Source organism: Microbacterium alcoholitolerans (assembly GCF_050408615.1).
Classification (GTDB): Bacteria; Actinomycetota; Actinomycetes; order Actinomycetales; family Microbacteriaceae; genus Microbacterium.
Genome location: NZ_JBNTKD010000001.1, coordinates 1,179,309 through 1,191,331, shown reverse-complemented (window position 1 = coordinate 1,191,331; position 12,023 = coordinate 1,179,309). Strand labels below are relative to the sequence as shown.

General features: G+C 68.0%; 10 protein-coding genes. 3 read left to right on the top strand and 7 right to left on the bottom strand.

What is annotated here, in order from left to right:
- Positions 1-31 precede the first annotated feature (31 nt).
- From ACQUSX_RS05755 to ACQUSX_RS05730, 6 genes are read right to left on the bottom strand one after another with little or no spacing between them, the layout of a single operon-like run.
- Entirely contained in the window at positions 32-841 is an 810-nt protein-coding gene (locus tag ACQUSX_RS05755; protein WP_428905999.1) for an HpcH/HpaI aldolase family protein, read from the bottom strand.
- The gene (locus tag ACQUSX_RS05750) at positions 826-1,608 is read right to left on the bottom strand and encodes a fumarylacetoacetate hydrolase family protein (protein WP_428907598.1); all 783 of its coding nucleotides are present in this window, start codon (positions 1,606-1,608) and stop codon (positions 826-828) included. The genes ACQUSX_RS05755 and ACQUSX_RS05750 overlap by 16 nt, the downstream gene beginning before the upstream one ends.
- A 2-nt stretch (positions 1,609-1,610) precedes the next feature.
- Entirely contained in the window at positions 1,611-2,777 is a 1,167-nt protein-coding gene (gene hpaD / locus ACQUSX_RS05745; protein ID WP_428905998.1) for a 3,4-dihydroxyphenylacetate 2,3-dioxygenase, read from the bottom strand.
- A 40-nt stretch (positions 2,778-2,817) separates the two neighbouring features.
- Positions 2,818-4,356 (bottom strand): 5-carboxymethyl-2-hydroxymuconate semialdehyde dehydrogenase, encoded by a 1,539-nt coding sequence (gene hpaE / locus ACQUSX_RS05740; protein ID WP_428907597.1) that lies wholly within the window; start codon positions 4,354-4,356, stop codon positions 2,818-2,820.
- Positions 4,356-5,033 carry a GntR family transcriptional regulator gene (locus ACQUSX_RS05735; RefSeq protein ID WP_428905997.1) on the bottom strand — a complete coding sequence of 226 codons (678 nt, stop codon included), beginning with the start codon at positions 5,031-5,033 and terminating at the stop codon, positions 4,356-4,358. Before ACQUSX_RS05735 ends, hpaE begins: the two co-directional genes overlap by 1 nt.
- Entirely contained in the window at positions 5,030-6,496 is a 1,467-nt protein-coding gene (locus tag ACQUSX_RS05730) for a fumarylacetoacetate hydrolase family protein (protein WP_428907596.1), read from the bottom strand. The genes ACQUSX_RS05735 and ACQUSX_RS05730 overlap by 4 nt, the downstream gene beginning before the upstream one ends.
- A 154-nt stretch (positions 6,497-6,650) precedes the next feature.
- Between ACQUSX_RS05730 and ACQUSX_RS05725 the strand changes: the two genes are divergently transcribed.
- From ACQUSX_RS05725 to ACQUSX_RS05715, 3 genes are read left to right on the top strand one after another with little or no spacing between them, the layout of a single operon-like run.
- Positions 6,651-8,036, top strand: coding sequence for an MFS transporter (locus ACQUSX_RS05725; RefSeq protein WP_428905996.1), 1,386 nt, complete (start codon positions 6,651-6,653; stop codon positions 8,034-8,036).
- A gap of 52 nt (positions 8,037-8,088) precedes the next feature.
- Entirely contained in the window at positions 8,089-9,957 is a 1,869-nt protein-coding gene (locus ACQUSX_RS05720) for an FAD-dependent monooxygenase (RefSeq protein WP_428905995.1), read from the top strand.
- 28 nt (positions 9,958-9,985) lie between these two features.
- Positions 9,986-10,348, top strand: a complete 363-nt coding sequence (locus ACQUSX_RS05715) for a hypothetical protein (RefSeq protein WP_428905994.1) — start codon at positions 9,986-9,988, stop codon at positions 10,346-10,348.
- Between the two features lie 106 nt (positions 10,349-10,454).
- Here the strand turns inward: ACQUSX_RS05715 and ACQUSX_RS05710 are convergent, their stop codons facing one another.
- Positions 10,455-11,978, bottom strand: coding sequence for an HNH endonuclease signature motif containing protein (locus ACQUSX_RS05710; RefSeq protein ID WP_428905993.1), 1,524 nt, complete (start codon positions 11,976-11,978; stop codon positions 10,455-10,457).
- Positions 11,979-12,023 lie beyond the last annotated feature (45 nt).

The window sequence follows — 12,023 nt, the reverse complement described above, 5'->3', positions numbered from 1 at the left end:
GCCCTGCTCTCTGGAGCTGTGGCAGCAGCGATCAGTAGCCGGCGCGCTCCGTGTTGTCGGCGTCGGGGATCCAGTCGGCCGCGAGCTTCTCGGTGGCGCGCGCGAGGATCGACACGTCGGCGGCGACGAGCGCGAACGACGCGCCGGCGTCGATGTAGCGCCGTGCGGTCGCCGGATTGAAGGCGTTCACCCCGACCGGTTTGCCGGTGGAGCGCACCTCGGCGATGGTCCGCTCGACAGCGGCGACCACGTCCGGGTGCTCCTGCTGACCGAGCAGTCCCATGGAGGCTGCCAGGTCGCTGGGGCCGATGAAGACCGCGTCCACTCCGTCGACCTCGGCGATCGCGCGGGCGTTCTGCACCGCGGCATCCGACTCGATCTGCACGCTCAGCGAAGTGATCTCGTGCGCGCGCTGCAGGTAGTCCTCGATGCGATTGAACTGCCCGGCGCGCGCGAGCGCGCTGCCCACACCGCGGATGCCACGGGGCGGGTACCTGGTGGCCGCGACCGCGGCCTCGGCATCCGTCGCGGAATCGACCATCGGCACCAGCAGGTTCTGCGCTCCGACGTCGAGCACCTGCTTGATCCATGCCGGGTGCGCCGACGGAACCCGCACCAGCGGGGTGATCGGATACGGGGCGACGGCCTGCAGCAGCGCGAGGATCGACTCCAGTCCGATCGGACTGTGCTCGCCGTCGATGAGGGTCCAGTCGAGACCGGAGCCCGCGACGATCTCCGCGGCGATGGGACTGCCAGAGCAGATCCAGGCGCCGATCAGCGGGCGATCGGCGGCGGTCAGGCACTCGCGGAACGACGGAGCCGGCTCTACACGAAACGACATCTGATGGTCCCCATCTCGCGGTAGTCGCACAGCACCTCATCGCCGCGCTCGACCCACATCGGCCGTGTGAACGATCCTGCCAGGATGATCTCGCCGGCCTCCAGTCGCTGCCCGTGCTGGTGGAACTTGTTCGCCAGCCAGGCGACCCCGGTCGCGGGATGCCCGAGCACGCCGGCAGCGACACCGGTCTCTTCGATCTGCCCGTTGCGCGAGAGCACTCCGGGAACCCAGCGCAGGTCGATCTCGTCCGGGCGCATGCGCACATCGCCGAGGACCATGGCGCCATACGCGGCGTTGTCGCTGATCGTGTCGACGATCGTGCGGCCCTCCAGCTCGATGTGCGAGTTGAGCACCTCGAGCGCGGGAACCGCGTAGTCGATCGCGGCGAGGGCGTCCTCAAGCGTGCAATCCGGGCCCTCGAGTGAAGCCTTCAGCACGAACGCCAGCTCGACCTCGATGCGCACGTTCGAGAAGTGATCGAACGGGATGTCGGCGCCGGACTCGTAGACGGTGTCGTCGAACATCACGCCGTAGTCCGGCTCGGTGATCCCCGTCGCCTGCTGCATCGCCTTCGAGGTCAGACCGATCTTGCGCCCCACCAGGCGGCGGCCCGCAGCGAGCTGCGAGTCGCGCCAGACACCCTGGATGGCGTAGGAGTCCTCGATCGTGGCATCCGGGTACCGAGCGGTGATGCGCGGCATCACGCCGCGGGTCCGCTCGGCCTCCGCCAGTTCGGCGGCGAGCTGCGCGATCGTCTCGGCGGGCAGGGTCACAGCTGGTGACCCAGCTTGTACTCGCCCTGCTTCCACTCCGGCATCGACTCCTCGCCCTCCTCCGGACGGGTGTACGAGAAGCCGTCGGCGCCGATGGTCACCGCCATCTCGCTCGAGTCGGTGCGAGCGACGACGGGCTGCGGATTGCCGTCCAGGTCGAGCACCAGCGAACCGTCGGTGTACCAGGACGGCACGACCGGGTTGCCCCACCAGTCGCGGCGCTGATTGTCGTGCACGTCCCAGGTGACGACCGGGTTGTCCGGGTCACCGGTGTAGTAGTCCTGCGTGTAGATCTCGACGCGGTGGCCGTCCGGATCGCGCAGGTACAGGTAGAACGCGTTCGATACGCCGTGGCGGCCAGGACCGCGCTCGATGGCATCCGAGCGGCGGAGCGCCCCCAGCTTGTCGCAGATGGCGAGGATGTTGTGCTTCTCGTGCGTCGCGAAGCAGACGTGGTGCATGCGCGGGCCGTCGCCGCCGGTCATCGCGGTGTCGTGCACGGTGGGCTTGCGACGCATCCACGCGGCGTAGACCGTGCCCTGCTCGTCCTGGATGTCCTCCGTGACGCGGAAGCCGAGGTCCTGCATGTACTTCACCGCGCGCGGCACATCAGGGGTGATCTGGTTGAAGTGATCCAGGCGCACCAGCTCACCGGGGATGTGCAGGTCGTAGCGCCATGACATCCGCTCGACGTGCTCGGTCTGGTAGAAGAACTCGTACGGGAAGCCGAGCGGATCGATGACGCGCACCGAGTCGCCGATGCCCTTCACGAAGCCGTCCTCCTTGCGGCGCACCTCGCAGCCGAGTTCGGTGAAGAACGCCACGGCCTTGTCGAGGTCCTCGCTGGCGCGCACCCGGTAGCTGAACGCCGCGACCGCCGCGATCTCGCCCTTGCGCAGCACGAGGTTGTGGTGGATGAACTCCTCGGTGGAGCGCAGGTAGATCGCCTCGTCGTCCTCTTCGGTCACGTACAGCCCGAGGATGTCCACGTAGAACTTCCGCGACAGCTCGAGGTCGGTGACGACGAGCTCCATGTACGCGCAGCGGAGGATGTCCGGCGCCGGCGACGTCGGGGTCGGAGTCGGATCGTCGCAGGTGATCGGCACCTCCTGGCTCACGAAGAAGCCGGAGGAAGTCAGTGTCATCTCTTTGCGGTCGGTCATGTCAGCGTCCTTGCTCTGTATGCGTCCCTGATGCGTCGGGTCAGCGGGGGTCCGGGTCGTCGAGATCGGTCCGGTGCGGGGGATCCTGCTTGCCGAACGTGGGGTTGTGCGGTTCGCCGAGCGTGATGTGCACGCTCTGCTGGTCGGTGTAGAAGTCGATCGAGCGGTAGCCGCCCTCGTGTCCCAGACCGGATGCCTTCACGCCGCCGAACGGGGTGCGGAGGTCTCGCACGTTGTTCGAGTTCAGCCACACCATGCCGGCCTCGACGGACTGGGCGAAGTTGTGCCCGCCCTTGAGGTCGTTGGTCCAGACGTACGCGGCCAGGCCGTACTTGGTGTTGTTGGCGAGCTCGAGCGCCTCGTCCCACGTGTCGAAGGGGGTGATCGCGACGACCGGCCCGAAGATCTCCTCCTGGAAGATGCGCGCGTCGGCGGGCACGTCGGCGAAGACGGTGGGCTGCACGAAATTGCCCTCAGGGAACTCGTCGGGTCGGCCGCCGCCGGCGACCAGGCGCCCCTCGCTCTTTCCGAGCGCGACGTAGCTCATCACCTTGTCGTAGTGCTCCGGATGCACGAGTGCGCCGACCTCGGTGGTGGGATCGTGCGGCATGCCGACCTTCACGCGCTTCGCCTGCGCGGCGTAGCGCTCGACGAACTCGTCGTACACCGAGCGCTGCACGAGGATGCGCGATCCCGCCGTGCAGCGCTCGCCGTTGAGGGAGAAGACGCCGAAGATGCAGGCGTCGATCGCCAGGTCGAGATCGGCGTCCTCGAAGACGATCGCCGGGCTCTTGCCGCCCAGCTCCATCGACAGGCCCTTGAGGAACGGCGCGGCGTTGCCGAAGATCAGCTGGCCGGTGCTGCTCTCGCCCGTGAACGAGATCAGCGGCACGTCGGGGTGCTTCACGAGCGCGTCACCGGCGTCTTCGCCGAGTCCGTTGACCAGGTTGAAGACGCCCTTGGGGAGTCCAGCCTCTTCGAAGATGCCTGCCCACAGCGACGCCGACAGCGGGGTGAACTCGGCCGGCTTGAGGACGACGGTGTTGCCGGTCGCCAGTGCCGGACCGAGCTTCCACGACTCGAGCATGAACGGCGTGTTCCACGGCGTGATCAGGCCTGCGACGCCGATCGGCTTGCGGTTGACGTAGTTGAGCTGCTTGCCGGGGACCTTGAACGCGTCGTCGGCCTGGGCGACGATCAGGTCGGCGAAGAACCGGAAGTTCTCGGCGGCGCGGCGTGCCTGCCCGAGCGCCTGGGTGATCGGCAGGCCGGAGTCGAAGGACTCCAGCTCGGCGAGGCGGGCGTCGCGCGACTCGACGATGTCGGCGATGCGATGCAGCACCCGGGATCGCTCGCGCGGCAGCATCCGCGGCCACGGTCCCTCGGTGAACGCGCGACGTGCGGCGGCGACGGCGCGGTCGATGTCGGCCTTCTTGCCCGCAGCGGCGTGCACGTACGTCTCGTTCGTGACGGGATTGAGCACCTCGAACGTGTCGCCGTCGACGGAGTCGACGAACTCGCCATCGATGTAGTGCTGGATCTTCGCCGGCAGATCGGCCGGGGTGTACACGTCGGTCATCATCGTCCTTCTTCGGTGGGATGCGGATGCCGGGCGTCCAGGAACGCGTCCATGGTGCGCCAGCGGTGGTTTCGGGCGGCGAGCTCGATCTCGAGCGGATCGGCGCCGGTGCGGATGAGCTCGAGGATCTGCGTGTGCTCCTCGACGGAGTGCGTGGCACGGCCCGGCACGAAGGCGAAGGTCGTGTCGCGGATGCCCGAGAGCCGACCCCAGCCGCGGTGCACCAGAACGAGGATGTGCGGGTTGGGGCACGGCTCGAACAGCACCGAGTGGAAGTCGCGGTTCAGCTGCGTGAAGCGGTGCGCATCGAAGTGCTCGAGCAGGCGCAGCATCCGCTCATTGATCTCCTCCGCGCGCGCCAGCGCGGCCTCGTCGAGCAGCGGAGCGGACAGGGCGGTGGCAGCGCCCTCGACCAGGCCGAGGGTCTGCATGGTGTGCGCGTACTCGCTCTCGTCGACGAGTGAGACGTGCGCGCCGACGTTGCGCTGGAAGGTGACCAGGCCCTCGGCCTCGAGGCGGCGGATCGCCTCGCGCACCGGGACGACGCTCATGTGCAGCTCGTCCGCGATGGAGCCCAGCACCAGTCGGTAGCCCGGGCCATAGGCGTGCGAGGAGATGCGTCCGCGCAGCCAGGTGTAGGCCTGCTCGGACTTGCTCCCCTCGCGGACGGTGCTCACTTCGTCTCGCTCCGCTCGCTCAGTGCACCGGATGCGCGGCCCTCGGAGTCGTATTTCGCGCGCCACTCGGCGTTCATCGGAAACAGCCCGTCGACCGGATGGCCCGCGGCGACCTGCTCGGCGATCCAGGCATCCTCGTCCTCCTGGGCGAGTGCGGCGTCGGCGACCTCCTCGGCGAGGGCGGCGGGAATGACGATCACGCCGTCGCCGTCGCCGACGATGACGTCGCCGGGCTGCACGGTCGCGCCGCCGCAGCCGATCGTCACGTCGAACTCCCACGGGACGTGCTTGCGGCCCAGCACCGAGGGGTGGGCGCCCTGTGAGAACACGGGCAGTCCGATCTCGGCGACCGCGTCGAAGTCGCGGACCCCGCCGTCGGTGACGACGCCCGCGGCTCCGCGCGTCTTGGCGCGCAGCGCGAGGATGTCGCCGAGCGTGCCGGTGCTCGCATCCCCCCGCGCCTCGATGACGATGATCTCGCCCTCGTCGACCGCGTCGAAGGCGCGCTTCTGGGCGTTGTAACCGCCGCCGTGGCTCTTGAAGAGGTCCTCGCGGGCAGGCACGAAGCGCAGCGTCTTCGCAGTGCCGACGATCTTGGTGCCGGGGATGTTCGCCGTCAGCCCGTCGATGAAGCAGGAGTGCAGGCCGCGCTTGCGGAGCTGGCTGGACAGGCCTGCCGTGGGCGCCTCGAGCAGCTTCGCCCGCAGGGCAGGGTCGAGTCCGGGCTCGGGCGGCAGGCCGGCGGCCTCGCGCGATCCCCAGGCCTCGGTGCGCTGGAGGTCGTCGACCGAGGGGAGGGATCCGATCGTCTCATCGAACGCGCGCTCGCCCTGGGTGACGGTGGTCGTCAGGCGGCCCGACGTGGCGCCCGTTGCAGGTACGTCGACCTCGACCTCGACGACATCGCCGGGAACGATGACCGAGGACCCTGCTGGTGTGCCGGTGAGGATCACATCGCCGGTCTCCAGCGTGAAGTGCTGAGAGAGGTCGGCGACCAGCTGCGACAGCGAGAAGAACATCCCGGCGCTCGAGTCGTCCTGGCGCAGCTCGCCGTTGACCCAGGTGCGGACGCGGATGCCCTCGGGGTCGACGTCCGCCGCGTCGATGAGCTCGGGGCCCAGCGGGGTGTAGCCGTCGCCGCCCTTGTTGCGGACGTTGGATCCCTTGTCGGCTGCGCGCAGGTCGTACAGGCCCAGATCGTTCGCGGCCGTGACGGCGGCGACGTGGCTCCAGGCGTCATCGATGCCGACCCATCGGGCAGGCGTCCCGATCACGACTGCGATCTCGCCCTCGAAGGCGAGCAGTTCGGTGCCGGCGGGACGCTCGACCGTGCCGCCCGATGCGGCGAGCGAGCTCAGGGGCTTGAAGAAGTACGACGGATGCGCGGGCTTGCGGCCGCGCTGAGCCGCGCGGGACTCGTAGCTCAGGTGCACGGCGATGATCTTGCCGGGGGTGACGGGCATTGCCACGGATGCGCCTCCTCGCGCTCGGTCGCACTGCCGAAGCTCTCGGCGAAAGCGAAGTCTTGTGCGTCGTATTTGAAATCGTATATGATCATGGCACCGCGTGGCAAGCATCATCCTCCGCCACACATGACAACGACGTCCAAGGAGCATCATGAGCGATCAGCTCGGTTCACCCGGATTCACGCCGACCGGCACCATCGCCAGTCCGCAGGATCGCCGCCGCGTGGTCTTCGCCACGGTGGTGGGCACCACGGTCGAGTGGTACGACTTCTTCATCTACGCGTTCGCCGCGGCCACCGTGTTCGCGACGCTGTTCTTCGAGCCGATGGGGTCGGAGTTCGCGCAGATCGTCTCGTTCTTCACAGTCGGTGTGAGCTTCCTCTTCCGTCCGCTCGGCGCCTTCCTCGCCGGTCACTACGGAGACAAGATCGGCCGTCGGCCGATGCTGGTCATCACGCTGCTGCTGATGGGGATCGCGACCACCCTTGTGGGCCTGCTGCCCACCCACGCCGTCATCGGCGTGTGGGCGCCGATCCTGCTGATCTTCCTGCGCGTCGTGCAGGGCATCTCGGCCGGCGGCGAATGGGGCGGCGCGGTGCTGATGGCTGTCGAGCACGCTCCCCGCGCCAAGCGCGGACTGTTCGGCGCCTCGCCGCAGATCGGCGTTCCGATCGGGCTGCTGATGGCGTCCATGATGCTGGCGCTGATGGCGCAGATCGCCCCGGGCGACGCGTTCCTCGAGTGGGGCTGGCGCGTGCCGTTCCTGCTGTCGATCGTGCTGATCGGCGTCGGGTACTGGGTGCGGCGCACGGTCTCGGAGAGTCCCGTGTTCACCGAGATCGCCGAGCGCAAGGAGGAGTCGAAGATGCCCATCCTGCAGCTCCTGCGCCACCACCTGCCGCTGGTGATCATCGCGGCACTCGTCTTCGCCGGCAACAACGCGGTGGGCTACATGACGACCGGCGGATACGTGCAGCGCTATGCGACGGCTTCGCCCGGTCCGATCGAGCTCGACACCTCTGCAGTGTTCTGGGTCGTCGCGCTCTCGGGCGTCACCTGGCTGATCTCGACCTGGTTCGGCGGCTGGATCTCCGACAAGCTGGGCCGGCGCACCACCTACATCGTGGGCTGGGTGCTGCAGCTGATCGGCGTCTTCCTGCTGTTCCCGCTGACGAACGTCGGCACCATCATGTCGCTCACGTGGGCGCTGGTGATCCTCACGATCGGCCTCGGCTTCACCTACGGGCCGCAGGCGGCGCTCTACTCCGAGCTGTTCCCGGCATCCATCCGGTTCTCCGGAGTGTCGATCTCGTACGCGATCGGCGCGATCCTCGGCGGCGCGTTCTCGCCGATGATCGCGCAGGCGATCTTCCAGGCGACCGGCGACACCGCCGGGATCACCTGGTACCTCGCGGGCATGACGGTGATCGGTCTGATCGCCACGCTGCTGCTGCGCGACCGCACGGGCATCCCGCTCGGTCCCGAGCACGAGGCCGAGCAGGCGAAGAGTCCGATCTACGGCCTGTCGAAGGCCTGACCACCTGAGGGGCGGATGCTGACGAGCATCCACCCCGCACGAAGGAGCGAAGATGCAATTCCACCACCACGGCTACGTCTCCCACGACCCGCGAGTGCTCCCTGCCGAAGGCCTCGGCATCGACCGTCCCGCCGACCTGCCCGATGAGATGGACGTGCTCATCGTCGGCTCAGGGCCTGCCGGCATGCTGCTGGCGGCGCAGATGTCGCAGTATCCGCACGTGAACACGCGCATCATCGAGAAGCGTGACGGGCGTCTCGTGCTCGGGCAGGCCGATGGCATCCAGCCGCGCAGTGTCGAGACGTTCCAGGCTTTCGGGTTCGCGGAGCGCATCATCGCCGAGGCGTACAACATCGGGTGGATGAACTTCTGGGGGCCCGACCCGGAGAACCCGCAGAACATCGTGCGCACCGCGCGCACAGCCGACTACGGGTACGACATCTGCGAGTTCCCGCACCTGATCGTGAACCAGGCGCGCGTGCTCGACTACTTCGCCGAGGCCGCGGCCGACGGGCCGGGGCGGATCGTCCCCGACTACGGCATCGAGTTCCTCGGGCTCACCGTCCGCGAGGGCGACGAGTATCCGGTCGAGGTGCGGGTGCGTCACGTGGTCGCGGAGCGGGAGGGGGAGGAGCGCACGATCCGTGCGAAGTACGTCGTCGGATGCGACGGTGCGCGCAGCCGGGTGCGCGAGGCCATCGGACGAAAGCACGTCGGCGGCGTCTCGGCGCACGCCTGGGGCGTGATGGACGTGCTCGTGAACACCGACTTCCCGGACTGGCGCACCAAGTGCGCGATCAACGCGGAGGCGGGGAACATCCTGCACATCCCGAGGGAGGGCGGGTACCTCAGCCGCATGTACATCGATCTCGGCGCAGTGGCCGAGGATGACGACCGTCGTGTGCGGCAGACGCCGATCGAGGAGATCATCCGCAAGGCGAACGAGATCCTGCATCCGTACTCGATCGATGTGAAGGACGTCGCCTGGCACAGCGTCTATGAGGTCGGCCACCGCGTCACCGACGGATTCGACGACGTGATCGACGGGTCGGGACGCACGCCGCGCGTCTTCCTGACGGGGGATGCCTGCCACACGCACAGCGCCAAGGCGGGCCAGGGCATGAATGTGTCGATGCAGGACGGCTTCAACCTCGGCTGGAAGCTCGGATCGGTGCTCACCGGTCGCAGCCCCGAGTCGCTGCTGGCGACGTACGGGGCCGAGCGACGGCCCGTGGCGCAGCAGCTGATCGACTTCGATCGCGAATGGTCCACCCTGATGGCGCGCAAGCCCGAGGAGATCTCCGACCCGAACGAGCTCGCGACCTTCTACCTCGGAACGGCCGAGTTCCCCTCCGGGTTCATGACGCAGTACACCTCGTCGATGATCACCGGCACCGACGTGCATCAGGCGCTGGCGGCGGGCTTCCCGCTCGGCAAGCGCTTCAAGTCCGCGGAGGTTGTGAGGGTGTGCGACGGCAATGTCGTCCACCTCGGGCATCACGCGCGCGCGGACGGACGCTGGCGGGTCTACGCCTTCGGCGATCGCACCGGCGCGGCGCTGGACGCCTGGGCCGCACAAGCCGCGCCGCTGTTCGCGCGGCACACGCCGTCGGATGCCGATGCCGATGCGATCTTCGATGTGAAGGCGATCTACCAGCAGCCCTTCGAGGAGCTCGAGGTCACCTCGGCGCCGGAGTTGTTCACACCGAAATCGGGTCCGCTGCAGCTCACCGACTGGGAGAAGGTCTACGCGGCGGGGCCGAGCAAGTGGACCGAGATCGATATCTTCGAAGCCCGCGAACTGTCGCGCGACGGCGTCGTGATCGTCGTGCGGCCGGACCAGTACGTGTCGGCGATTCTGCCGCTGGATGCCGTGGACGAACTGGCCGCGTACCTCGAGGGGATGCTGCTGCCGGCGTGACGCGCCCATCACCTGCCAGGATGGAGCGGTGCGAACCGTCAGCAGTGTGTCCCTCGTGGTCGCAGCGACGCTTCTCGGGCTCTTCGGGAATCTCATGTTCGGCGCAGCCGGTCTAACCTTGGCGGGTCCGGGCCTAACGGTCATCGAGTACGCAGATTCGGATGACAGCGAGCGGTCGATCGGTATCGGGATGGGCGTCATCGCTCTCGTGGCCTGGCTCGTGCTGCTGCTGTCTGCCGCGCTGGTAGGGCTGCGTGACGGCCCGCCGACGCGCGCGCGGCGTGCAACGGTGAGGATCGTCGTTGGACTGAGCGCAGTCCTCGTGCTGGGGACTCTGGTCGCAGTGCTGGCTACGCCGCCGCCCCTCAGCGAGTACCCGCTACCGGAGTAGAACCGCGCCTAGCCCGCCTCCGGAACTCACCCCGCCAGACTCATCGGCAGGACGTTCTCGGCAACGCGTCTGCACTGCTCTGCGGCGCCGTCGGCACCGGATCACGTCAGAACGGCGCGTCCCCACCTGTCGCGGGCGCAGCGCGAGCCGCCCGCTCGTCGATATCGGTGAACGTGACGTGCGCGGATGCGCCGGGCGGACGATCGACATGACGACGCCCGGTCGGACTGGTCCACTCCAGCACGCCGCCGCTGCGCTGCCGAACCTTCCACGGCGTGTGATGCTTCGTCATGTGATGGCGTCGACACTTCCCGGCGAGGTTCTCGACATCGGTCGCACCCCCGAGAGCGTGATCGACGGAATGATCGTCGTCGCACTTGCGCGCCGTGATGCGGCATCCGGGGAACCGACAACGTCGATCACGCGCCCGCAGATGTCGACGCATCTCTTCGCTGGGGCGATACCGATCGACTGCGAGCACCGCAGCCGAAACAGGATCGGTCATGACCCGATCCCAGCCTGCCGCGGTTCCGGCGAGAATGCGCGCCGTCTCGGGATCGACCGGACCGATGCCCTCCAACTGCGCAGGAGGCGATTCGTCGATCGGGTCGGTCAGCGCCGTGACCGGGATGGTGACTTCGATGAAACCCTGGATCCGGCCCAGCAGCCCGTCGACCGTGTCATGTCCGGTAGGGACGCCGGTCAGCAGCAGGTCGGCGACCAGGTCAGCCCGAATCTCGTTCAGCGTCCGCTCATCGAGTGCTGACGTGTCAGACGCTTCAGACGCTTCAGACGCTTCAGACGCTTCAGACGCCCCGGACGCCTCAGACGCCTCAGACGCTTCAGACACCCCAGGCGCCCCGGACGCCCCGGACGCCCCAGACGCTTCAGACGCCCCAGACGCTTCAGACACCCCAGACGCCTCGTACGCCCCAGACACCTCAGACACCCGAGACGTGGACTTCGCGGTCTTCGCGGCCCTGTCGTTCTCGGTCTTCACCGCGAACCCCATCTGTGTGACGCGCTCGAAGATCCCATGAATGATCGCGGACGGCCCGCTGACCCCGAACTCGCTCTGGCCGTCTTCGAGATCGCGCACCCACGCGCTCCGCTTCTTGCGCGCCTCATCGTTGCGCTGCTGGAACGAGACCTCGCGGAACCGCTCGGACAGCTGCTTCGCGAACGGCCGCAGCCGGTTCGGCGACTCCGTCAGCGCCCTCTCGAGGACGATCCGCTCAAAGCTCGCCCGGCGATCAGCATCCGTGATGCCAAGCCCGGCCTCGGTGATCACCCGCACGTGCGCGGCGGAGAGAGCGCCACGCTCGAACGCCTCAGCCGTCGCGGGGAAGTCGCGTCGCATCACGAACGCGTCGCCCATCTGACGCTCGATGGTCCGATCGGATATGCGCAGCGCCGCGCCCAGCTCGGTCGCGACGGCGCGGTGAGCCATCTCGCGCGATCGGACATCTTCGATGTCGGGATTCTCGTCGGCGATCAGATGCGCTGTGGCCAGCAGCGACGATCGCAGCGCCTGCAGCTGATTCAACGTCTGATCGAGCGCGACCATTGTGCTCACGACGTCGCTCAGCAGCTCCGGCTGCTGCGGCGGCTCGAGCACGGTTTCGGTCATGAGTCCATTCAAGCGGCGCCCACCGACATTCGAACGAAGATTCGG